The organism is Acidiplasma sp. (genome assembly GCF_038728925.1).
Taxonomy (GTDB): Archaea; Thermoplasmatota; Thermoplasmata; order Thermoplasmatales; family Thermoplasmataceae; genus Acidiplasma; species Acidiplasma aeolicum.
This window is the reverse complement of record NZ_JAVYSZ010000001.1, coordinates 27775-49289: the sequence shown is the minus strand read 5'-3', so window position 1 is coordinate 49289 and position 21515 is coordinate 27775. Positions and strand designations below refer to the sequence as shown.

The 21515-nt window shown below is 34.5% G+C and carries 28 protein-coding genes and 1 tRNA gene; 15 read left to right on the top strand and 14 right to left on the bottom strand.

Features of this window, described 5'->3' with window-relative positions:
* Positions 1-12 precede the first annotated feature (12 nt).
* From QXW15_RS00290 to QXW15_RS00275, 4 genes are read left to right on the top strand one after another with little or no spacing between them, the layout of a single operon-like run.
* Positions 13-555: a hypothetical protein gene (locus QXW15_RS00290; protein ID WP_048101701.1), complete on the top strand. Its 543-nt coding sequence runs from the start codon at positions 13-15 to the stop codon at positions 553-555.
* 29 nt (positions 556-584) lie between these two features.
* Positions 585-1139, top strand: a complete 555-nt coding sequence (locus tag QXW15_RS00285; RefSeq protein ID WP_048101700.1) for a UbiX family flavin prenyltransferase — start codon at positions 585-587, stop codon at positions 1137-1139.
* Positions 1140-1143: 4 nt separating this feature from the next.
* Positions 1144-1590 carry a Mut7-C RNAse domain-containing protein gene (locus tag QXW15_RS00280; protein ID WP_162200879.1) on the top strand — a complete coding sequence of 149 codons (447 nt, stop codon included), beginning with the start codon at positions 1144-1146 and terminating at the stop codon, positions 1588-1590.
* A 22-nt stretch (positions 1591-1612) separates the two neighbouring features.
* Positions 1613-2641, top strand: a complete 1029-nt coding sequence (locus QXW15_RS00275; RefSeq protein WP_048101699.1) for an mRNA surveillance protein pelota — start codon at positions 1613-1615, stop codon at positions 2639-2641.
* Here QXW15_RS00275 and QXW15_RS00270 read toward each other — a convergent pair.
* Both QXW15_RS00270 and QXW15_RS00265 read right to left on the bottom strand, forming a co-directional pair.
* Positions 2634-2996 carry a Mov34/MPN/PAD-1 family protein gene (locus QXW15_RS00270; protein ID WP_048101698.1) on the bottom strand — a complete coding sequence of 121 codons (363 nt, stop codon included), beginning with the start codon at positions 2994-2996 and terminating at the stop codon, positions 2634-2636. The two genes, QXW15_RS00275 and QXW15_RS00270, sit on opposite strands and share 8 nt — an antisense overlap.
* Positions 2983-3798, bottom strand: a complete 816-nt coding sequence (locus QXW15_RS00265) for an NAD(+) kinase (RefSeq protein ID WP_048101839.1) — start codon at positions 3796-3798, stop codon at positions 2983-2985. The genes QXW15_RS00270 and QXW15_RS00265 overlap by 14 nt, the downstream gene beginning before the upstream one ends.
* 222 nt (positions 3799-4020) lie before the next feature.
* On the opposite strand from QXW15_RS00265, the gene QXW15_RS00260 reads away from it, so the two are divergent.
* Both QXW15_RS00260 and QXW15_RS00255 read left to right on the top strand, forming a co-directional pair.
* On the top strand, positions 4021-4587 hold the full coding sequence (locus QXW15_RS00260) for a hypothetical protein (protein WP_048101697.1): 567 nt from the start codon (positions 4021-4023) through the stop codon (positions 4585-4587).
* Between the two features lie 104 nt (positions 4588-4691).
* Positions 4692-5489 (top strand): sulfite exporter TauE/SafE family protein, encoded by a 798-nt coding sequence (locus QXW15_RS00255; protein ID WP_055040924.1) that lies wholly within the window; start codon positions 4692-4694, stop codon positions 5487-5489.
* A 39-nt stretch (positions 5490-5528) separates the two neighbouring features.
* On the opposite strand, the gene QXW15_RS00250 is transcribed toward QXW15_RS00255, so the two are convergent.
* Positions 5529-6494 carry a ParM/StbA family protein gene (locus QXW15_RS00250; RefSeq protein WP_048101838.1) on the bottom strand — a complete coding sequence of 322 codons (966 nt, stop codon included), beginning with the start codon at positions 6492-6494 and terminating at the stop codon, positions 5529-5531.
* 198 nt (positions 6495-6692) lie between these two features.
* Positions 6693-6766: transfer RNA gene (locus QXW15_RS00245), tRNA-Thr, on the bottom strand.
* Between the two features lie 94 nt (positions 6767-6860).
* Here QXW15_RS00245 and QXW15_RS00240 point away from each other — a divergent pair.
* From QXW15_RS00240 to QXW15_RS00215, 6 genes are all read left to right on the top strand, one after another.
* Complete coding sequence (locus QXW15_RS00240; RefSeq protein WP_048101695.1) at positions 6861-8948, top strand: minichromosome maintenance protein MCM; 2088 nt, start codon at positions 6861-6863, stop codon at positions 8946-8948.
* Positions 8945-9247, top strand: coding sequence for a DUF424 domain-containing protein (locus QXW15_RS00235; protein ID WP_231563423.1), 303 nt, complete (start codon positions 8945-8947; stop codon positions 9245-9247). Before QXW15_RS00240 ends, QXW15_RS00235 begins: the two co-directional genes overlap by 4 nt.
* Positions 9248-9310: 63 nt before the next feature.
* On the top strand, positions 9311-9790 hold the full coding sequence (locus QXW15_RS00230) for a 30S ribosomal protein S13 (protein ID WP_048101694.1): 480 nt from the start codon (positions 9311-9313) through the stop codon (positions 9788-9790).
* A 10-nt stretch (positions 9791-9800) separates the two neighbouring features.
* The gene (locus QXW15_RS00225; protein ID WP_048101693.1) at positions 9801-10391 is read left to right on the top strand and encodes a 30S ribosomal protein S4; all 591 of its coding nucleotides are present in this window, start codon (positions 9801-9803) and stop codon (positions 10389-10391) included.
* Complete coding sequence (locus QXW15_RS00220; RefSeq protein ID WP_048101692.1) at positions 10384-10767, top strand: 30S ribosomal protein S11; 384 nt, start codon at positions 10384-10386, stop codon at positions 10765-10767. Before QXW15_RS00225 ends, QXW15_RS00220 begins: the two co-directional genes overlap by 8 nt.
* Position 10768: 1 nt before the next feature.
* Positions 10769-11581 (top strand): DNA-directed RNA polymerase subunit D, encoded by an 813-nt coding sequence (locus QXW15_RS00215; protein WP_048101836.1) that lies wholly within the window; start codon positions 10769-10771, stop codon positions 11579-11581.
* On the opposite strand, the gene QXW15_RS00210 is transcribed toward QXW15_RS00215, so the two are convergent.
* Together QXW15_RS00210 and QXW15_RS00205 are read right to left on the bottom strand one after the other, a co-directional pair.
* Entirely contained in the window at positions 11573-11920 is a 348-nt protein-coding gene (locus QXW15_RS00210; RefSeq protein WP_048101691.1) for a helix-turn-helix domain-containing protein, read from the bottom strand. The genes QXW15_RS00215 and QXW15_RS00210 overlap by 9 nt on opposite strands.
* Positions 11921-11932: 12 nt before the next feature.
* Positions 11933-12868: an ROK family protein gene (locus QXW15_RS00205; protein WP_048101690.1), complete on the bottom strand. Its 936-nt coding sequence runs from the start codon at positions 12866-12868 to the stop codon at positions 11933-11935.
* 93 nt (positions 12869-12961) lie between these two features.
* On the opposite strand from QXW15_RS00205, the gene aspS reads away from it, so the two are divergent.
* Entirely contained in the window at positions 12962-14248 is a 1287-nt protein-coding gene (gene aspS, locus QXW15_RS00200; RefSeq protein ID WP_054964042.1) for an aspartate--tRNA(Asn) ligase, read from the top strand.
* A 221-nt stretch (positions 14249-14469) separates the two neighbouring features.
* Here aspS and QXW15_RS00195 read toward each other — a convergent pair whose 3' ends face one another.
* Both QXW15_RS00195 and QXW15_RS00190 read right to left on the bottom strand, forming a co-directional pair.
* Complete coding sequence (locus tag QXW15_RS00195) at positions 14470-14751, bottom strand: hypothetical protein (protein WP_048101688.1); 282 nt, start codon at positions 14749-14751, stop codon at positions 14470-14472.
* A gap of 230 nt (positions 14752-14981) precedes the next feature.
* A complete protein-coding gene (locus QXW15_RS00190; RefSeq protein WP_287954960.1) occupies positions 14982-15626 on the bottom strand; it encodes a fibrillarin-like rRNA/tRNA 2'-O-methyltransferase in 645 nt (214 codons plus the stop codon).
* A gap of 75 nt (positions 15627-15701) precedes the next feature.
* On the opposite strand from QXW15_RS00190, the gene QXW15_RS00185 reads away from it, so the two are divergent.
* Positions 15702-16163, top strand: coding sequence for a multiprotein bridging factor aMBF1 (locus QXW15_RS00185; protein ID WP_048101687.1), 462 nt, complete (start codon positions 15702-15704; stop codon positions 16161-16163).
* A gap of 3 nt (positions 16164-16166) precedes the next feature.
* On the opposite strand, the gene otsB is transcribed toward QXW15_RS00185, so the two are convergent.
* Both otsB and QXW15_RS00175 read right to left on the bottom strand, forming a co-directional pair.
* On the bottom strand, positions 16167-16898 hold the full coding sequence (otsB, locus tag QXW15_RS00180; RefSeq protein ID WP_055041012.1) for a trehalose-phosphatase: 732 nt from the start codon (positions 16896-16898) through the stop codon (positions 16167-16169).
* Positions 16899-16905: 7 nt separating this feature from the next.
* Positions 16906-18216 carry a trehalose-6-phosphate synthase gene (locus tag QXW15_RS00175; protein WP_055041011.1) on the bottom strand — a complete coding sequence of 437 codons (1311 nt, stop codon included), beginning with the start codon at positions 18214-18216 and terminating at the stop codon, positions 16906-16908.
* 91 nt (positions 18217-18307) lie between these two features.
* Between QXW15_RS00175 and QXW15_RS00170 the strand changes: the two genes are divergently transcribed.
* On the top strand, positions 18308-18820 hold the full coding sequence (locus QXW15_RS00170) for a DUF2269 family protein (RefSeq protein WP_048101684.1): 513 nt from the start codon (positions 18308-18310) through the stop codon (positions 18818-18820).
* A 102-nt stretch (positions 18821-18922) separates the two neighbouring features.
* On the opposite strand, the gene QXW15_RS00165 is transcribed toward QXW15_RS00170, so the two are convergent.
* Genes QXW15_RS00165 through QXW15_RS00150 form a run of 4 tightly spaced genes read right to left on the bottom strand, consistent with a single transcriptional unit; the run spans position 18923 to position 21510 of the window.
* The gene (locus QXW15_RS00165) at positions 18923-19486 is read right to left on the bottom strand and encodes a 30S ribosomal protein S7 (RefSeq protein WP_048101683.1); all 564 of its coding nucleotides are present in this window, start codon (positions 19484-19486) and stop codon (positions 18923-18925) included.
* A 4-nt stretch (positions 19487-19490) separates the two neighbouring features.
* Complete coding sequence (locus tag QXW15_RS00160; RefSeq protein ID WP_048101682.1) at positions 19491-19919, bottom strand: 30S ribosomal protein S12; 429 nt, start codon at positions 19917-19919, stop codon at positions 19491-19493.
* 4 nt (positions 19920-19923) lie between these two features.
* The gene (ychF, locus tag QXW15_RS00155) at positions 19924-21078 is read right to left on the bottom strand and encodes a YchF-related putative GTPase (RefSeq protein WP_055041010.1); all 1155 of its coding nucleotides are present in this window, start codon (positions 21076-21078) and stop codon (positions 19924-19926) included.
* Entirely contained in the window at positions 21079-21510 is a 432-nt protein-coding gene (locus QXW15_RS00150; protein ID WP_055032504.1) for a UPF0179 family protein, read from the bottom strand.
* Positions 21511-21515: the final 5 nt, after the last annotated feature.

Sequence of the window (21515 nt, the reverse complement as noted above, 5' to 3'; positions counted from 1 at the left end):
ATACAGTATTAAATGTACAAAATACTGGTAGCAATATTACTATCCATGTTCTTAATCGCCGCACCGGCTGTTGCCAATTCATCCCAGAATTTGCCAGCACCACCAAGCGTGCTTCCGACCATTACGTATTATTATAATGGTACAGAATATAATATATCAAATTCAGTATGGGTTAATTTTTTTTCTAATGTTATTGACAATAAAAAGTATGTAACATATAACTGGTCAGCAGTGGATACGCAGTATCTTATTGTGTTTGATCTTTCATATACATCAATGAATCCATACGGCGCATACTTTCTTTTAAAACTTTCTGAAACAGGCAGTCCAACAATGGCAAACATGACAAAGGCATTTCTTGATACAGAAAATGTGTCCTCTCATGTTAAGGGGTATACAAACATACAGGCACTTGATGCAGGTGCATATCCTGGATTTTCATTTTCAAAACCCGTGGTGGCACGCAAAACAGTTCAGTACGAGGAGGCAGGGGCAATAATAGCCATCATAGCAGGGATGTTTGTTCTTTATTTTATCTTTAATAGAAAAAAATGAATTAAATACAATTTAAGCATTATATAATAATGAAAAAAATTGTTATTGGATTATCCGGTGCATCAGGTTCAATTTATGGCATACGCCTTCTTGAAAAAATAAAAGAGGCTGAAATACATTTAATAATATCTGAAAGTGCAAAAAAGGTAATAGAACTGGAAACTGATTATGATTTAAATTATATAAAAAATCTGGCTGATTATGTTTATGATGATTCCAATATAGCTGCCACAGTAAGTTCCGGGAGTTTTATCTTTGATTCTTATATAATAATACCATGTTCATCATCCACAATGGCCAAAATAGCCGTTGGCATATCTGATACCTTAATATCCAGGGTGGCCCTTGTTGCCATGAAGGAAAGAAGGAGGATTATAATAGTTCCAAGAGAAACACCACTGAGCACAATCATGATAAAAAATATGCTTGCACTTTCAGAAAGTGGTGTGATAATAGCGCCGGCAATGCCGGGATTTTACAGCAGGCCAAAAACAGTTGACGATATGGTTAATTCCATGGTTGGAAGGGTAATGGATTTAGCGGGAATTGAAAATGAAATTTCTAAAAGATGGAGTCACCCATAAATTTATGGCAGACCATATGGCAAAAAGGGCCTGCGAATGGCTCCGCTTTATGGGTTATGATGTTGAATATCCGGATGTACATTATGATAATGAAATACTCAAGATTTGTATTGAAAATAATTTAATACTATTAACAAGGGATATAGAGTTCTATAAAAGGTACTCGCTTTCAATATTTCTGGATAGCACCGATTATAAAGATCAGGTAAGTGAAATAATAAGCCTCTTTCCACCGGATAAAAAACTTTTTTTTACAAGATGCCCGGTGTGCAATTCAATTCTTGTGGATGTTAGCACTGATACGCTGGATCCTTTAAAATATACAATGGTCAGGCAAAAATTTAAAACAGTTAAATACTGTAAGAAATGCAATAAATATTACTGGGAAGGTTCTCATTATAAAAAAATTCTTAATGAAATTAATAAAATTTTAAAATTTAAAAGTATTTAACCGATCTTTTAATTATCATTCATTGAAAATACTGGAAAATAATATTGGAAATGATGAGTTAAAAATACGGATAGAAACACTTGACGATCTCTGGTATATAAAAAATTTACTTGAACCCGGGGATCTAATAGTATCTGATGTTTTTAGAAGGGTTGAGCTTAATGACGACATGGACAGGGCAAAATCAACAGAAAGAAAGAAAATTAAGGTAAAATTAAAGGTTGAAAAAGTAGATTTTCAGCCTTATACCGATAAGATTAAAATTCTTGGCGAGATAATAGAGGGTGATGAAGCCGGTAGCCATCAATCAATCTTTCTTGGTACCGATGATGAATTCCTCCTTATTAAAGAATTTACAGATGAGGATTTAAACCTACTCAGGGAGGCAACCGATACCTCTCAGAGTACTGGAATTTATTTTATTTCCATGGATGATGAGGAGGCAACAGTATGCGCATTAAGACCATATGGAATACAGGAACTTGCAAGCATAAAATCTGGAAAGTCTGGAAAATATTTTGATGTCAAGCAGCAATCATCAGGTTATTACCAGGAAATTGAATATGTTTTAAAAAATATAAGGGATATTATTATTTTAATCATTCTAGGACCTGGATTTGAACACTCTAAGTTTTATAATTTCATTAACCAGAATCCGTATTTTAAAAATTTTAAAAAATATGATTTTGCCGTTGAGGATACGGGCAAAAGAGGAATTTATGAATTCCTGGGGAGTGAAAAAAGTGAAAATATTCTAAAAAATTCAAGGCTCATGAGGGATGAAAAAATTATAAATAAGTTTCTTGAAGGGCTAAATAAAAGCGCCACAAGCATATATGGTTATGGGGATATATTAAAATATGCACAGATGGGTATAATTCAGGATTTAATTATTTCAGAGGAAAAATTTCATGCCCCGGAAACAAGGGAGCTTCTTTCGATTTTAAATGGATCAGCAAACATACATGTTATAAGCCGTTACTCTGATTCCGGTGAAATTATAAAAAAATTTGGGGGATACTGTGCCATATTAAGATATTCAATCAAATAATGTCCAACTTAACAGGAGTTCCTGCTCTGTTATATGCGGAATAATTTTTTAAATCATATGGGTATCCAACAATAATATGAATCTGCCCGGTATTTGAGAACATATGCAGATCAGCATCAGACGGCCTTGTATTTCCGGATGGATGTGAATGCACAGATCCAACATATGAAAAATCAATGGGTATGGAATACATTGGGAAGATAACATGGACATTTCCATTTACAGTGCCCGGAAGTATGGCTATTTCATAAATTATATTTCCCTCAGCCCTGAGCATTGCACCAAACTCATTTGGATATGAATCCTTCGATGCCTCCATTATCATTTCCATTGTCTTCTTTCTAATTAACCACATCCTTAATCAGCTTTGTTCTTAACCTTTCAAAGAAGGAATCCTTCATCTCAATAAATGTTAAATGTTCCCTGGATACCCTGATTTCAACCATGTCATTTTCATTTATCTTTCTTTCCTTCTGGCCGTCCAATATAACTATGGAATCATATTTTCCTATTGATTTAATTTTTACTGAACTGGTTTCAGGACAGACAATTGGCCGGAGCCTTGAACCAAAAGGTGCTATATAGGATATTACCATTGCCCTTAATGATGGTATCAATATTGGGCCTCCAGCACTGTAGGAATAGGATGTCGATCCTATTGGTGTTGCCACAATGACACCATCGGCGCTTGTATTTTCCATAAACTTATCATCTATATACACGCTAAATTTTCTTATTTTAGAAATTTTACCTGTATGTATGACCACATCATTAATGCATTTCCCAAATAACCTATTATTTATAAATACATCAAGTTTCATTACGCTGTACTCCCTGTAATTACCCCTAATTAAATTATAAATTGATTCCTCAATGCTGCCTATTTCAACCTCAGATAAAAATCCAAGACCGCCAACATTTATGCCGAGTATCTTTCCTTTAGAAAACTGGGCTGTTCTCAGTATTGTTCCATCACCACCAATGACTATTAAAATATCAGCTTTAATATTGCTAAAATTATAACCCTTTTTATGAAGGGCCATGGCAAGTTTCATTTCAAGAAAAACCTCCCAGTCCTCAGGAATTATTTCAAGAATCCTCTTTGCTATTTTTATACACGAAGCGCAGTTTACCCTGGTTATTATACCTATCTTCATACCAATTCCCCACGTGGACGGCACCTTAAATATTGGTTTTTCCAAATTCAGGTATAGCAATATAAAAGATATTTATTTAAGATTTTGTAGCAAAATATTATTTAATTATATGTTGTATATAAAATAAGTAAAGTATTATAAATATAGATATAATTCATAAATATGTATTTTATAGAATATTTTCAATAGCAATGAATTTATATTATAAAATAATAAACAATCATGACAAAAATATCAGACGCAGTAAAAGTTATTGTGAATAACAATTTAATTTTTTCCATGGCAATTTCAAGCGGGTTATGCAATTACACTAAAATTGCAGAAAACATTAAGGATAAGGTTGAGGCCATGACCGGAAAGCCTGTAAAATTTAATACCATTGTCAAGGTCCTTGCAAATATGAAGACGCAAAAGCCAGAATACATAGATGATCTTGACATACTTAAAAGGTCGTCATTAACAATAGAATATGAATACAGTGTTATATATTTTGATGACATTAAAAAAATTCCAGATAATGCAATACTTGTAATGAAGGAATCCAATTATTATGTGTGCATAGCAAGCAACAAGGGCAGCGAGAGCAAAATTGCGCTTATTAAGATAATACTTCCAAAGGAATCCTCATTTACACCAGGGTTAACATTGCTGATAACGGATTATCTTATGACCTATGGAATAAAGTTTACCAACATTTACAGATTGGATACAGAAATATGGATAATAATCGATAACTCCAATGCTGGGAAGGCCCTATATCACCTAAGCACGTTATTGCATGAAAATTAATCATAATAATGTATAAAATTAATATTTTTTCATAAATATGAATAATTAATGTATAAACATGAAAAACATATATATAGTAATTAGTTATATACCCTTAGATAAAAATGATAATAACAATCATTCAGTATTTATTTGCACTAATATCCGGTATAGCAGTCGGTTTTAGTTTAGGCTTAATAGGTGGTGGTGGATCAATACTTGCAGTCCCATTGTTTATATATTTTGTTGGTATTAATCATCCACATCTTGCAATAGGTACCACTGCACTTGCTGTTGGCCTGACAGCATTTATTAATTTCTATCAGCATCTCAGAAAGAAAAACGTAAATTTAAAAATAGCACCTATTTTTGCCCTTGTTGGTGTGATAGGAGTTTTACTTGGTGCATATGTTGGGCTTAAGATAAAGGGCGGTCAGCTGCTTTTCTTTTTCTCCATGCTCATGATAGCCATTGGTATATATATGTATATAAGCAAATGCCGTAGCCTGCCAACAGAGGATTGCAAGGAATTAACAAAACAAACAAGATATGACAAGGTATCTGCATTCTCACTTGCAGTGGGTTTTGCCTCAGGTTTCTTTGGTATTGGCGGGGGCTTCTTAATAGTGCCTGCATTACTATCATCCACAAAGATTAAGATAAGTATGGCAATAGGCACATCGCTATTTGCTGTTGGTACCTTCGGGATAGTTACAGCAGCAGAGTACGGATTCCATGGAGAGGTTCTGTATCTTGTTGCCATTGTATATGTGATTGGTGGCATTCTTGGTGGCTTCTTTGGAACAAAAATATCAGTTGGCATGAATAAAAAGCTGCTTAGAAAGATATTCGCAATTATTATAGTTCTGGTCGGAATATATGTTGCATACAGTTCATATCCAGCACTAATACATATTTTATAAAATTTATAAATTAAAATTATTTTTAAAATTATTGTAAAATTATTGACTTGCTGCAATTCTGTATCCAAGGACATTAGTAAATTGCATATCCTCCACGGGAACCTTAACCATGTGCCCGGGTGCAAGTTCATCCAGCTTCTGCCCAACCAGTATTGATCCACCGCCCACAGGAATTAAAGCAGTTATCCTATCAAGGTCTTCACGCATGTTTTCTCTCATATCGTCTATCACCTTCTGTGCAAGTGCGTCTAATAATGGCTGTGAAACAATTGGACCACCAACCTCCTTCTGACTGTAGACAACCTTTGACGATATTGCATCCCTGGCCACATCAGCTGGAACTATAAATCCTGTTTCCTTGGCTATCACCTTGCTTATTCCAGAAACAACATCCCCCACTCCTGCCTGTATTGTAAATGAAAGCTCAACTATTGGTTCCATGTTCTCCATATTTATTGTTAATACATCAGTTGTTCTAAACCCAATGTCTATAATCACCGCATTACCGTATTGTTTCCTAATTAATCCACGGTTTAATAAATATATTGCCGCACCGACACCCTGAGGTCTCATCACAAGTTTGGATATGGTGAATTTTTGTTCCTCACCAGCCGAGGATTTTATTTTTATGGTTTTCCCCTCAAGAAGATTCCTTGCCTTCTCCACCTCCTTTTCAAAGGACCCAAGCTGTGTACCACTGGCCAGTGTTACTTCTGTATTTTCCTTACCAAGATTTGTTACCCATAAGGCCGCTGCGAGCAATGGATATGAATTTGGATCAGAAAGTCTGCTGTCCTCCTGTGGCTGCCTAACACCTGAACCTATGGCATCCTTTCCAAATACAAATGAGTCTCCGTCATCAACAGAAATTACAGGTATATTACCACCAATACCCCAATTTCTTGACTCGGCCTTTGCCCAGCGGGAAGGGAATATATACCTTTGCTCATTTTCAGATATTACCTTGGTATCGCCGTAACCTAAATCCAAACCTATGGTAATCATTTTATTCATCCCCAAAAATATAATAAGAGATTTATATTTAAATATTTGCCTATTATTTAACATTTTTATCAAATTTAGCCATTTTTTTGTCGTACCATGTCTTACATTAACAAAATTTAAATTTTTATTAAATAATTTTCTATACTGATATTTTAACCTATAAAAATAATAAAAATTAACAATTTTCAAAATTGAAAGAGCCGCCGACGGGATTCGGTCCCGCGACCTCGTGCTTACCAAGCACGCGCTCTACCAGGCTGAGCTACGACGGCAGTACTGGTTAATCCCAAATCAATATAAATTATTTTTCAATTATCACATCTGGTTAAAAAAATCATTAAATACTTATAAATAATATTTATCTTTGTGATAAACCCTGATATAGAAACAGATAAAATAAAGAGATACTGGCAGGATTTCTTTGACCAGTATGATTATAATGACCAAATAAATAACCTAAGGTCAATATATCCAGATGAAAAATCACTTTACATTTCATATAATGATATAACCGGCTTTGATGAAACCTTCGCCCAAAGCCTGATGGAGGATCCCACACTTTATTTTTCAATTGGTGAGGAATACATAAGAGATACCATAGGGTTGTATAACAACAGAATTAAAAGAATAGATATACGGTTAACAGACGTTCCTGATATAACCGGCATTAAATATGAAATAAGGAACGTAAGAAGCTGCAATGTAGGTACATTTATTTCAATAAGTGGCATAATAAGAAAAAACACAGAGGTTCTTCCCAGGCTTGAAAGGGCAGCATTCAAATGCCCGGCATGTGGCGAACTTACCTATGTTAATGAGGACTATCAGAGACTGGTTGAACCATCCTCATGCCAGCATTGCGGATACAACAAGGGCAAGTTAAAGTTAATTCCTGAGGAATCAGAATTTGTTGATACACAAAAACTTGAGATACAGGAGAATCCAGATAACATTGATGGTACATCCCAGCCCCAAAGAATAACTGTAATAATGGAGGACGATATTGCAGGCAAGGTATTTCCAGGAGACCGGGTTACAATATATGGTATACTCAAGGCCGATCAAAAACATATAGGAACAATAATGCTAACAGAGTTCAATATATATTTATATGCAAACAATTATAAAAAAGAAACGAAGGATTTTGAGGATATAAAAATTAATGAGGATGATGAAAAACAGATAAGGGAACTTGCAAAGGACCCAAACATAATAAAAAGGTTATCAAAATCCATTGCCCCCTCAATTTATGGTCTTGAAATAATTAAAACTGCACTGGTGCTTCAGCTTTTTGGTGGGGAAAGAAAGATTATGAAGGACGGGACCAAAATCAGGGGTGATATACATATATTAATGGTTGGGGACCCTGGAACTGCAAAATCGCAGCTATTGAGATATATGACAATGATCTCACCAAGAAGTGTATTTGCATTTGGAAAAGGTTCAAGTGCTGCAGGTTTAACTGCGGCTGCCGTCAGGGACGATTTTGGTGAGGGTAGATGGACTCTTGAGGCTGGCGCTCTTGTTCTGGCTGATAATGGTTTTGTCGCCATAGATGAACTGGATAAGATGGATGACAGGGATACAGCATCAATGCATGAGGCAATGGAACAGCAGTCAGTGACCATATCAAAGGCAGGTATTATGGCAACGCTAAAATCAAGGTGTTCTATTCTTGCAGCTGCAAATCCAAAGTTCGGACGTTATGACCCCCTAAAAAGTATTACTGAACAGATTGACTTTCCACCGCCATTATTATCCAGATTTGATATAATTTTTAAGTTAATAGATACACCAAATAGGGAAATGGATGGAAAACTGGCAGAACATATACTCATGACACACAGACTTGGTGAGATATATAAGGGCCTTGAAAACAATAATGTGGATATAAAAATACCTGACGAGGAAAATTTTATACCCGAAATAGACAAGGATCTTATAAGAAAATATGTTTCATATGCAAAAAATCACGTTTTCCCCAGATTAAGCAATGAGGCAATTGATATACTTAGGGAAGAATATATTAAAACCAGAAGCTCTGGTGGTGATTCAATACCGATTACAGCAAGGCAGCTGGAATCCACAATTAGACTGGCAGAGGCCGCTGCCAAGGCAAGATTATCTCCAATTGTAACAGCAGAAGATGCATTACTGGCGAAAAGCATAGTGGATTATTACCTTAGGGAGGTATCTTCCATGAATGGCAAGGTGGACATAGATATATTGAACAGCGGTATAAGTTCCAGGCAGAGAAGTGAGCTTGAAATAGTTCTTGGTGTAATTAAAGAATTAAAGGAGGCAAAAAATCGTGCCCCTGAAGTTAAGGAGGTTCTTGATGAGCTTCAGGCTAGGGGCATAAGCCGGGAGCGTGCAGAATCAGATATAGAAAAATTAAATTCCATGGGTGAAATATACCGCCCATCAGATAAAAGAATAGATGTGTTGAAATGAATAATATTAATATGAAAATAGTTAATATTAATGGAGAGGTCGTTCTGGCAGCTGCGGATAGCGAATTAATAAACAGGGATCTAAGGGAAGGAAAGCTTCATTTAAAGGTAAAGCAGGATTTCTATGGTGATATGCGGGTTTCTGAGGATACTTTTTTATCATCCCTCTCCATATGCACGATTGCAAACTTGGTCGGAGAAAGGGTTGTGAGTGCAGCAATTAATGCAAATTACATAGACCCCGAGAACGTTATACGTATTAATGGCGTGCCACATGCACAGCTTGCCAAAATAGATTAATAATGATAAAGAATATATATACTGAAATAATAAGGAATAACTTACGTTAAACAGGATGATAAAATGGCAGAAGATAACAATAATGAGAATTTTCAGTATATAGTTAGGATCGCTAACCGTGATATTAAAGGAGAGAGAAAATTTGAGCTTGCACTTGCAGATATTAAGGGAATAGGATACAGGCAGGCAAAAATTATAGCAGCAAAATTTAATATAGACCCATCTGTAAGAATAGGCGATTTATCAGAGGATAAAATTCTTGAAATAAGGAAATATGTTGAAAATAAAGAATATGCAGATATGCCTGTATGGCTTTTAAACCATAGAAAGGATATAACCACGGGCAAGGATTTTAACCTGCTATCCAATGACCTTGACCTCCAGGTTAATGATGATATCAATTTAATGAAGAAAATGAGGTCATACCGTGGTATAAGACATGAGCAGGGTCATAAGGTCAGGGGACAGAGAACAAGATCAAATGGTAGAAAGGGTTTATCAATAGGAGTGGTTAGAAAGAAGGAGGAACCAGGAAAGAAATAAGGTGTTATTTATGGGAGATCAGAAATTTCAGAGGAAAAGTTATTCAACCCCGAGACATCCATGGGAGAAGGAAAGAATTGATTATGAACGTGAGCTTCTGATTAAATATGGCTTGAAAAATAAACGTGAGTTATGGAAGGCTGAGGCCATACTTAATAATTTTAGAACACAGGCAAGGAGCCTTCAGGCAAAAATAAGGTACAGCGACCCACTGGCCCAGAAACAGTTACAGCAGCTGCTTGCGAAATTAAGCCGGTTAAATATATTAACAGAAAACGCAACACTGGATGATATTCTGGCACTCTCGCTTGAGGACATTTTAGATAGAAGGCTTCAGACAATAGTTTATCAGAAAAATTTTGCATCAACAATGAAGCAGGCAAGGCAGTTAATAGTTCATGGGCATATAACTGTAAATGGTCGTGTCACAACAATTCCAAGCATGTTTGTTCAAAAAGGTTTTGAGGATAATATAGCATACAGTGAGAAATCACCATTTGCGGATGAAAACCATCCCATAAGGCTTGCCATTGCAGGGGCCGTTAAAGAGGAACAGGAAGAAGATAAAAAGGAAAATGTAAAGGAGGAAGAAGATGAATAAGACTGGAATAGCCCATATTTATGCATCACAAAATAATACATTAATACTTGTAACAGATCAGACAGGATCAGAAACAATAGCAAAATCAACCGGTGGAATGGTGGTTAAAAATGACAGGGATGAATCAAGTCCTTACGCTGCCATGAAGGCGGCAGATATTATATCTGAAAAGCTCCGTGAAAAGGAGATAACTGATTTAATTATAAGGGTTAGAGCTCCGGGCGGCAGCAAATCTAGAATTCCTGGCCCAGGAGCACAGTCTGCCATAAGGGCATTGTCCAGGGCAGGTTTTAAAATTTTAAGAATTGAGGAGGTTACACCCATACCCCATGATGGCACCAAAAAGAAAGGGGGCAAGAGAGGAAGGAGAGTATAAAATGCTTAAAATTATTGAATTAAAAGATAATTTTATCCGTTTTGAGATTGATGGTATTACTCCGGGAATAGCCAATTCTTTAAGAAGAACATTGATTAATGATATACCAAAACTTGCAATAGAAAATGTTGTTTTTCATCATGGAGAGATAAGGGATAAGGACGGAAACGTTTATGATTCCTCATTACCATTATTCGATGAGATGATTGCGTCCCGGCTTGGCTTAATTCCATTAAAAACAGATCTAAAACTTAATTTCAGGGACGAATGTTCATGCGGTGGGACTGGTTGCGATTTATGCACAGTTACATATTCCATTAATAAACTCGGCCCCGGGGATGTTTATTCATCAGATATTATGCCTGTAAACCGCCCGGACCTCACACCAACTGATCCCATGATCCCCATTGTAAAATTAAAAAAGGACCAGGCAATTTTGGTAACATGTGAGGCCATACTGGGACGTGGTAAGGAACATGCAAAATGGCAGGTAACCTCAGGGGTTTCATATAAATATCACAGAACATTCACCATCAATAAATCCGAATTTAATAAATGGACATATTATAAAGAAAAATGCCCAAAATCCGTGGTCAGCGAGACTGATGATCAAATTGTATTTAGCGATGACACTCCATGCAGATTTCTTTCACAGTTATTTGAGGAAGACCATGTGAAGATTGATGAGGATGATACCAGATTTATCTTCAAATTTGAAACAGATGGGTCATTAAAGGCCATAGATGTCCTTGATTATGCAATTAAAAGGCTGGAGGATCGCTTTAACACCCTAATGGAAAGCCTTTCAGATTAATTGATCATACTGCATTTTCCTGAATAAAGGAAGTATTAACCTTAATATTTCATTGCCCCTGTCTGTAAGCTCGTATGTTATATTCCCATAACTTTTTCTTTCTATAATACCAAATTTTGTAAGCTGTTTAATTCTCAGTGATATTAATGTTTTATCGGACCCTGGCAGATCATTAACAATTTTATTGAAATTTTGATTTTTTAATTTATTATTGGCAAGGAGCGTCATGATCATAATGGTATATTTTTTCCCGAGAAGCCTGAAAAGCTCTATTGAATTGTCTATGCATACCAACTCATCATTAAATTTTACCATGCAGTATTTTTGCCTCCCATCCATAGTTATACAATATCAATATTTATATAAACATATTGCTATGGAAGCCAGATCAGGACCATTTTCCAGCGCCTGATAAATTTTAACATCCCGTTTTAATGATTTCATCTCCTCATCAACGGCCATCTTTAATGGGGTGAAAAGATCCTCACCCTCCTTGCTTATGCCCCCTCCAATGAATATTGCCTCTGGATCAAGAATATTTATAATATTTACAATACCCACAGCCAGATAATATATTGTTTCCTCAACTATTAGCTGTGCAAGCATATCGCCCTCTTTCTTTGCGTCAAACACAGCCTTTGCATTAATAAATTCAGGTCTGAGTTTTGATAGTATTGTGGAGTCATTTAATCCATGAACATCCTCCAGCACCCTTGCCCTTATACCATTCCCACCTGCCAGTGTTTCAAAGCAGCCGCGCCGGCCGCATCCACATATTGGGCCGTTTGCCACCATAACCATATGTCCAATTTCGCCTGCCATGCCATGGGACCCGCGGTAGAGTTTACCATTAATAAATATCCCACCTCCAATACCTGTGCTTAATGTTATATAAACAAAATTATTGTATTTTTTTGCCCCGCCAAATATTTTCTCAGCTATTGTGCTGGCCGATGCATCATTTTCAAGCCTTACTGTAACACCAAAGTGCTTTTCAAGCCCCTCTGTAATATTATAATTTTTTAGGCCAAGGATATTCGGGGATGATACAATTAAACCACTTTTTGAATCAACAATACCTGCAAAAATTATTCCAATCATATCCGGTTTATTCAATTTATTTCTTGATAGAAGCTCCTCGCCCATATCTATAAGCTGCTGCGAAAGTCCGTTTTTACCATACTGTTTTGTTGTTTTTCTCTTTATGGAATCTATTATTTCACCATTTTCATTGCCAATAATGGCTGAAACCTTCGTACCACCAACATCATAGCCAAGTATAATCATAATATCATAAGATTATTTTAAAAATAAATATAAATCTAATTGAAACACTGGAAAAAGTTAAAAATTTAATAAATAGATAAATATAAACCTCTAATGAGAACGTACATTAATAATATAAATAATCTAGAAGATGGTTCTATAATAGAAATCGATGGATGGGTTCAGGAAATACGGAAAATAAAAAAGCTTCTTTTCCTAATAGTTAGGGATAATACAGGGTCTGTCCAGGTGACAGTTAAGGATAATATGGTAAAAAATTATGATTCCATTTATAATATTTCCAGGGAGTCTGTTATTAAAGTATCTGGTAAATTAAACAAAAAAAGCATTAGCAAATCGGGTGTGGAAATTCTTGCAAATGAAATTATAATATTAAATACGGCAGAGACCCCACTTCCAATGGGCGTTATTGATCTTGTTGATGTTGATTTCGATACAAGACTAAATAATAGATTCATTGATTTAAGAAAGCCTGAAAATCTTATTATATTCAAATTTGAAAGCGAGCTTCTTTTTGGCATCAGAGAATATATGAACAAAAATAATTTTATTGAGGTTCACACACCCAAAATTGTTGCGGCTGCAACAGAGGGTGGTGCTGACCTGTTCCCTGTTCAGTATTTTGAAAAACGTGCATATTTAAATCAGTCGCCACAGTTATATAAGGAAATATTAATGAGTTCTGGTTTTGACCGTGTTTTTGAGGTTGGTCCAGCCTTCAGGGCAGAAAAAGAGAACACTGTAAGGCACCTAAATGAGTTTACATCCATAGATATTGAAATGAGCTTTTCTGATGATGAAACAGTCATGAGGATGCTGGAAAACGCCATAGCATATTCCGTTAACCGCGCCGACTCCATTCTTGGCAAGGAATTAAAAGGTCTTGGTTATTCCATTGAGGAGGTAAGGCCACCATTTCCACGTATAGAATACTCAGAGCTTATTAATTATCTGAATGACAATGGCTTTAAATTAAACTTTGGTGATGATTTTTCCCCGGAGGCCATGAAATTTGTCTCTAAAAAATATAATGGTTTCTATTTTATAACAAAATGGCCAAAGGATTTAAGGCCTTTTTATACTATGCCTGATGATACCAATAGAAATGTTACAAGATCCTTCGATTTACAGTTACGTGATATTGAGGTATGCTCAGGTGCACAAAGAATTCATGATTATAACATGCTTGAGAACAGTTTTAATGAAAAAGGATTAAACAAAAATAATTTCGAATTTTACATAAAAGCTTTTAAATATGGCATGCCACCACACGCTGGATGGGGCCTTGGCCTTGAAAGGCTTGTAATGAACCTCTTAAATTTAAGCAATGTGCGTGAATCAACCTTATTTCCTAGGGATAGATCTAGACTTTCTCCCTGATTTTTTGTTATCACTCCATATTGTTTTTTCTAATTCATCATAGCTGGCTGTTTCGTCTTCTAGTTCTTCTTCAAATTTCTTCTTATATAAAGCCATATTGAAGACCAAATAATATATTTACAAACTAGAATATAAAGTTTTCCATTAATTTATAATTAATAAAACAAAAAATTATTTTTTATAAATTTAAGCTGTCTAAATTTTCCTAAAATTTTGATTAACTATTTTTGTAACGCACCTCTCTGTTTATTGAGTATCACTATGGTTGGAGTTATTCTGTATTTTAATTTTGATATCCTCGTTATTGATATTAATGCGGATTTCTTGTTTGAGTGCATAAAGAATTTTCTGATTTCATTTGCAAGAGACTTATTTAAGATGAGCTCAACGTAGATTGGGTTGCCCATGTTATAATAGGTGGCAATTATTGAACCCTCCCTGACGTTCTCTATATCCGACCTCTCTATTTCGAAATCATATTTTTCTCCTATCTCTATTTTCACTTTCCTTACCTTATTATGATATAAAAAACAATGTTATATAAGCTTTTCCAATTGCACATGAAATGGCATTAAATATATTATTAAAATTAAAAAATCATTTATTCAATATTTTATAATTTTAAGATATGAATAATTTCTATCATTGATATTTTTAAAAATTTTCATGATATTTATCCAAAATTTGTGTTATTTTATTATTTATTATAAAATAAATAAAAATGCCACCCATGTTAATGTCTCACCATTGATAAAAGGAAGTTGCCAGAATCAAATGGGCGTAAATCAATTATCTCCATTATTTTAAAATTTTTTATATTTCTAATGGCATTATTTAGAATAAATCTCTCATTTTTCCTAGAAGAAATCGATTTTAGTTTCAAAATCAGCATTGCATATTTTGCGCAAGTAAATAAATCAGCGTTTTTATTAAAAATATCAACCTGATTCCTCTGGGCAATATCCTGATATATAAAGTTAATCTTATCCACAAAAAATCTGTATTTCTCAGGCATATTTGCATCATCAAGAATTGGAAAAATATTACTTCTAATTTTTGCAAGGTTATAAAGTTTTACAAATGGGTCGTAGGCAAATTCTACTGCAAATATCCTTCCATTATAACAAATATCTGATATATGACTAACGGTTGTTCCTGTTGATGCCCCCAAATATAGCACATTTGTGTTTTTATTCAATGGAATTTCCTTAAGCCCCTTTATGATTGCAGCTGCAAGTTTGCTCCTCTTTGGATTCCACTCACGTAAATATTTTCCAGAATAATTTCTAATTTTTTCACCGTACACTGATTTATTATACTCAGATACTGTGAAAATTCTGTTTTTTTCCATAATTATATTTTTGTTTATTTCCTTCACATTTTAATATTAAAGCAATGTAAATAAATATTTACGAGTGCAATAAAATTATATTGTAATTAATAATATATAACCATGAACTGTGATATGTGTGGAAAACAAACAAATAAATTAATTAAGATAAAAATAGATGGTGCAATTCTCAATGTATGCGAGGATTGTGCAAGATTCGGTGAACCTGTGGAGGAAAAAAAATATAACAGTTTAAGCGAAACACTGACAATAAAATTCCCCGAAAAAAAAATTATAGTTCCACAGCATAAAAAACCATTTAAAAAGCCTTTAAACAGGGATAATCCTAAAAAAATTTACAGGAAGCCTGAAAATATTGAAAATCTTGATATAGTGGAGGATTATGCCAGGTTAATAAAAAGCAAAAGGGAGCAGATGGGCATGACGCAGGAGGAGCTTGCGCAAAAGATATTGGAAAGGAAAAATGTATTATCAAACATAGAACGCGGGGAACTCCTGCCGGATATAAATACGGCAAAGAAACTTGAGAAGGTTTTAAATATTAAGCTAATAGAGAAGGATTAACTTTTATCTTAAATTTATAATATCTATTAAAATTTCCCTCACATCTTTATACTCCACATTATACCTTGCTGATGTTTTTCCAGAACCAACCTTTATTGTTATTGCATCTTTATTATTTTCAAAAGCCTCCTCGTCTGTAATATCATCCCCGATTATTATGGCCGGCCTATTCTTATTCCTTATCTTTTTTATTGCAGTTCCCTTATTTATGCCCGGCATTCTTAGCTCAACGATATTCTTACCCCTGTATACATCCATGCTGACCTCCCTGCTGATTTTTTTAACCTCACCTATTATCTCATTAATTTCATTGCCATCATGCACATCACCCATATGAAATAACAGGCCACCTGTTTTATTAAAAATTTTTAAATTTTTATACTTTTTTGTGAAAAAATGTCTGTTTTCATATAATTTATTGCATATTCTTACATATCTCTGGAACTCACATGTTTCAATAACCTCACCATTAATATAATATATATCACCATGGAGTGCAACAATGTTATAATTGCCTATAAATTTTATAAGGTCATCAAGTGACCTTCCGGTCACAATAAAAAGTTCATAATATTTATCCAAATATTTTAAAATAAAATCCAGCTCGCTGTCTGCATAGCAGTTTGAGGGATCATTTCTTATGGGAACAAGCGTGCCGTCATAATCCAGAAATATTTGTGGTTCCAGATCTATTATGCTTTTAACGTCCCCCAAAATTTTGTTAATTTCATTCATGTTGGGATTATGCAACCTTGCTTATTATTTTTTTATACCACCATGTGCTATCCTTTTTTTGCACCTCCATTTTTAGCTTCTGGAGTCTGTCATATTTCTCACCCTCGTCCATATTTATTGCTGTTACTATTGCATCTGCAATCTCATCAAGGTTATATGGATTAACATGCAGTGCATCATTTAAATAACATGCTGAACCAGCAAATTTGGATATTATTAAAACACCCTTTCTTGTAACTGATATAAATTCCTTGCTTACAAGGTTAAGACCATCAATTAATGGGGTAATTAATGCCACATCAGCTATTTTGTAATACGATAGTAACGTGCTATCCTTTATTTTTCTATACATGTATATTATTGGTGTCCATGACATGGTGCTGAATTCACCATTGACCCTGCCAACCGTCATTTCTATTTCCTTTTTCATTTTTATATACTCTGGAACATTGGTTCTGCTTGGTGTAACATTCATTACATAAACAAACTTACCTGCAAGTTCAGGGAATTTTTTGAGCATTCTTTCTATGGCCAGCACACGATTTATCAATCCTTTGGTGTAATCGAGCCGGTCAATGGAAAATATGATCTTTTTGTTTGCGATGCCATCATATTTTATTTTCCTTGCCCTTTCATATGAGAAAAATGACGTATCTATCCCAAGTGGTATTGAATAAACTTTGCTATGCGGTTTTTCATTGAAAAGGAATCTGTATGTTTCAGTAAAATTATTGGTATATAATTTTGTATGAAATGTTAAAACATCGCTCATAGAAAGACTTTGAATAATATCCCTCCCCTCTGGAAGTATAGAATAAAATTCCTTAGATACCCATGGTATATGCCATGTAAATATTATTTTATTTTTTATACCCATCTGCCTGAGATGAAATGGAACCATTGTAAGCTGGTAATCGTTTATCCATATTACTGAATTATTTTCAATATTCTGAGATATTTCCTTTGCAAATTTTTTGTTAACCTCATTATATATTTTATATGAAACAGGCATAAATTTTATTTTATCCCGGAAATAGTGAAAAAGTGGCCATAAAACACCATTTGAATACTCTTCATAAAACCCCTGCCTCTCTCGCCTTGTTAACATAATTCTTTTTAACGTATAATTGTTATACTTTTCCTCACAGAAATTCTCATCTGCGGACCCCCTTCCCCAGCAAATCCATGTGCCACCAAATTTTTCGAGCATGGACTTTAGGGCCGTTGCAACACCCCCAACATTACTGGTTGTAACAATTTTATTGCCCTGTTTATCATGTGAAAACGGACAGCTGTTTGTTACTATTAAATAATTCATAAATATATATGTTTTTATACCTTAAATTACTTTTTAAAAAGATATTTACAAATGTGATTAATTTAATATAATTTATTAGAATAATGCCAGAATGTTTTACCTTAATTTACCGCCGGTGGAGAAAATCGGCCTAACAATTATATTATTTATACACGTTTTATCCGCCATAATATTTGTCGGGGGCTCAATTTTTATCTGGCTTATACTGTGGCCGGAGTCATATAAACTTAATGATGAGAAAATAAGAACCAGATTGCTGGGGTTTGTTGGAAAAAAGTTTGCATTATATACTAATATTAGCTTAATACTCCTTATAGCAACAGGGCTAACGATGACATATAAGTATCTGGAAAATTTCTCACTTTATTTTACCAGCACAGAGGGGCATATCCTTTTTATTGCTGAGGTTCTTATTATAATAATGATTGTCATAATGTATGGAAATAATATTTATCATGGTAGGTTAATAGTTAAATTAAACGAACAGAACAAATTTGATGAGATAAAAAAGATAAGGAAAAAAACACACGTTTTCTCATTTATAACAATGATTCTGATGGTTATTATAGTGCTTCTTATGGTTGCACTGAGGGTTTATTATTAGGTAAAACTGCATGTATAAACATTTTATAAAATTATAGAATCAATACACACTAAAAACCGAATAAATATACTTTATTTATAAATTTTAAAAATAAAAAAATACTTATCTGGCAGAAGCTGCAACTCTTTCTATTTCTTCCTTTTTGGATATTGCATATGAGTTTCCATCGTTTCTTGATGCAAGTATAATTTCGTTTGCAAGGCATTCCTCTATGTGTATTTTATGTTTAAATGAGGCTTTAGTTGCACCTATGCATATATTTCTTAATGCCTCATCAAGCCTTCTGGAGGGTGATACATCTACTGATTTCGGGACTGCAATACCACCATATTTTAACCTGGTTACCTCCTCTCTTGGAGCGCTGTTTTCTATGGCTGTAACAAGTACCTGCACAGGATTTTGTTTTGTTTTTTTATTTATTATGTCGAAAGCCTCACTTAAAACTTTATATGCAGAATATTTTTTTCCTGTCCATTTTTCTGTTCTCATAAGCTTATTTAAAAGCCTCTCGATGGTGTTCATGTTCTTCTTACCCGAAAGATAGTTTGAAAACCTTCCTCCGGTATGCAGATTAATGTAAGATGTTAAATTTATATAATTTGCAAGACCCTGATCGTGAATCTGTATCCCACTTACATCATATTTATTCATTAAAAGCTGATCCATGAAATCACCTTACTGTTTTCTCCTTCCTTCCACGAACAAGCTCAAGCAGTGATATTCCATTAACCTTTATTACCTTATATCTAACACCAGGAATATCTCCCTTACTCCTGCCCATTCTACCTCCAATACCCTCGACAACAACCTCATCATGCTCATCTATATAGTTTATTGCACCATCGCCAGGGGCAAAGGCTGATAACTGCCTTCCATTTTTTATAAGCTGTATCTTGACACACTTCCTGATGCCTGAGTTTGGCTGTTTTGCCTCAATACCAACCTTTTCTATGACTATACCCTTTGCCTGTGGTGACCCCTCAAGAGGATCACTCTTCTCTCTAAGATTAAGCATTCTTCTTTTATAATCACGATCTGACCATGCGTAATGTTTTCTAACTTTTTTTAATTTTCTGCCTGCATTCATACCATTGGGCATTATATCACCTTAAATTGGAAACAATTCTGACCACATCATTATTTAATAATTTATAATCTTTTCCTATTACTCTCTTGGTTTTTCCGTTTATGGCCCTTATAAAGTTCTTTCCAATATCTGTATGCACCAGAAAGGCGAGGTCAAGTGCAGTTGTACCATCCTTAACTATGTAGGCATCCGGAAGTATGTTACCATTTTTATCAGTCCACTTATTTTCATCTGCAACCGGATATACAACTATATAACCCAAGCCTTTTATAATATCTGTTATAATATCAGTAAATGTTCGAATGCCATTATTTTTATAAAACATTCTTATTTTTTCAAGGGCATTTTTTTGTTCCTCGCCAGATTTATTTGTATAGTTAAAATCTATTGAATTATTATTTATATAACCATTTTTGAACGCCTTGGCGAGAATAAATTCGTATTCTGCGGATATTAAAAAATTGTTATTTAAGTCCTTTTTTATTTTTTCAATTGAGTCTGAATCCAGAAGGTCTATCTTATTTCCAATATTAAAGATGGGCTTTACATATGTTAGAATATCATTGCAGAATCTCTCTACATCCACCGGTTTCCAGTCTATTAACCTTTCTGGAAATGAGTCATTGGACATAATGTAAAATAGATCCTTCTCCTTAATCCCAAATGAGGCCACCTTTTTTAAAATCTTCTCAATTAATCTTTCTGAGGTATCAGCATCCTCCTTTCTGGCAAATTTTTGCCAGTCTCTATATATTCTCTCCTTTAGCCATAGCATTATTTCGTTCCTTACCATATTAATGTTTATTTTGTAGTCACCTGAATCCTCATCGCCATTTACATCATAAAGATTTATTATTATATCTGCATCACGTATATTATCCAGAAATTCATTGCCCATACCCTTGCCCTCACTGGCACCCTCTATAAGTCCGGGGACATCAATGATTTCCACGGGAATGTATCTTATGCCATTAATACATTTGCCTTCGCGTGGATTGCATTTTGCACCGATATACCTTTCTGGGCATTCATCGGTAATATATGATATACCAACATTTGGTTTGATTGTGGTAAATGGATAATTTGCTATATCAACGTCAGATAGCGTTATTGCAGAAAAAAGTGTGGATTTTCCAGCGTTAGGCTTTCCAATCAACCCAATTTTAAGCATTTAATATTCCACTTCCCTCATATCATATCCCTTTGGGCATTTAATCTTGCCCAAAACCTTTTTGACAACAATTTTTTTGCTGCCCTTATAATTAATCAGATTGCATTTTTCTATGAAAGGGCATGTTATATAATCACATTTCATGGATTTTAGCTCCAGTGAAATTCCATCAATAAGGTGGCGGCTGTACTGTACATTAAATGTATTTGGCATCTCCTCAACCTCCACCGTGGAAACTTTATTTTTATTAAAAATAAAGCATGGATTTATCTGCTCCTTTACATTGACGATTTTATATCTTTTACCCTCTTCCAGGTTAAAACATACATTTCTTATCCTGCATTCATCGCATTTTCCAGTAAGAGGGCCAACAAAAGTAAAAACATCACCCTTTCTCGCTAAATCAACACCAATTAATGTAATTTTACCCATATAAT

Bases quoted from the DNA above. Each gene is read 5' to 3' on its own strand.
- QXW15_RS00290 (WP_048101701.1), top strand. From the start codon at position 13: ATGTACAAAATACTGGTAGCAATATTACTATCCATGTTCTTAATCGCC.
- QXW15_RS00285 (WP_048101700.1), top strand. From the start codon at position 585: ATGAAAAAAATTGTTATTGGATTATCCGGTGCATCAGGTTCAATTTAT.
- QXW15_RS00280 (WP_162200879.1), top strand. From the start codon at position 1,144: ATGGCAGACCATATGGCAAAAAGGGCCTGCGAATGGCTCCGCTTTATG.
- QXW15_RS00270 (WP_048101698.1), bottom strand. From the start codon at position 2,996: ATGTGGTTAATTAGAAAGAAGACAATGGAAATGATAATGGAGGCATCG.
- QXW15_RS00265 (WP_048101839.1), bottom strand. From the start codon at position 3,798: ATGAAGATAGGTATAATAACCAGGGTAAACTGCGCTTCGTGTATAAAA.
- QXW15_RS00260 (WP_048101697.1), top strand. From the start codon at position 4,021: ATGACAAAAATATCAGACGCAGTAAAAGTTATTGTGAATAACAATTTA.
- QXW15_RS00255 (WP_055040924.1), top strand. From the start codon at position 4,692: ATGATAATAACAATCATTCAGTATTTATTTGCACTAATATCCGGTATA.
- QXW15_RS00250 (WP_048101838.1), bottom strand. From the start codon at position 6,494: ATGATTACCATAGGTTTGGATTTAGGTTACGGCGATACCAAGGTAATA.
- QXW15_RS00235 (WP_231563423.1), top strand. From the start codon at position 8,945: ATGAATAATATTAATATGAAAATAGTTAATATTAATGGAGAGGTCGTT.
- QXW15_RS00230 (WP_048101694.1), top strand. From the start codon at position 9,311: ATGGCAGAAGATAACAATAATGAGAATTTTCAGTATATAGTTAGGATC.
- QXW15_RS00225 (WP_048101693.1), top strand. From the start codon at position 9,801: ATGGGAGATCAGAAATTTCAGAGGAAAAGTTATTCAACCCCGAGACAT.
- QXW15_RS00220 (WP_048101692.1), top strand. From the start codon at position 10,384: ATGAATAAGACTGGAATAGCCCATATTTATGCATCACAAAATAATACA.
- QXW15_RS00215 (WP_048101836.1), top strand. From the start codon at position 10,769: ATGCTTAAAATTATTGAATTAAAAGATAATTTTATCCGTTTTGAGATT.
- QXW15_RS00210 (WP_048101691.1), bottom strand. From the start codon at position 11,920: ATGGATGGGAGGCAAAAATACTGCATGGTAAAATTTAATGATGAGTTG.
- QXW15_RS00205 (WP_048101690.1), bottom strand. From the start codon at position 12,868: ATGATTATACTTGGCTATGATGTTGGTGGTACGAAGGTTTCAGCCATT.
- aspS (WP_054964042.1), top strand. From the start codon at position 12,962: ATGAGAACGTACATTAATAATATAAATAATCTAGAAGATGGTTCTATA.
- QXW15_RS00185 (WP_048101687.1), top strand. From the start codon at position 15,702: ATGAACTGTGATATGTGTGGAAAACAAACAAATAAATTAATTAAGATA.
- otsB (WP_055041012.1), bottom strand. From the start codon at position 16,898: ATGAATGAAATTAACAAAATTTTGGGGGACGTTAAAAGCATAATAGAT.
- QXW15_RS00175 (WP_055041011.1), bottom strand. From the start codon at position 18,216: ATGAATTATTTAATAGTAACAAACAGCTGTCCGTTTTCACATGATAAA.
- QXW15_RS00170 (WP_048101684.1), top strand. From the start codon at position 18,308: ATGTTTTACCTTAATTTACCGCCGGTGGAGAAAATCGGCCTAACAATT.
- QXW15_RS00165 (WP_048101683.1), bottom strand. From the start codon at position 19,486: ATGGATCAGCTTTTAATGAATAAATATGATGTAAGTGGGATACAGATT.
- QXW15_RS00160 (WP_048101682.1), bottom strand. From the start codon at position 19,919: ATGCCCAATGGTATGAATGCAGGCAGAAAATTAAAAAAAGTTAGAAAA.
- ychF (WP_055041010.1), bottom strand. From the start codon at position 21,078: ATGCTTAAAATTGGGTTGATTGGAAAGCCTAACGCTGGAAAATCCACA.
- QXW15_RS00150 (WP_055032504.1), bottom strand. From the start codon at position 21,510: ATGGGTAAAATTACATTAATTGGTGTTGATTTAGCGAGAAAGGGTGAT.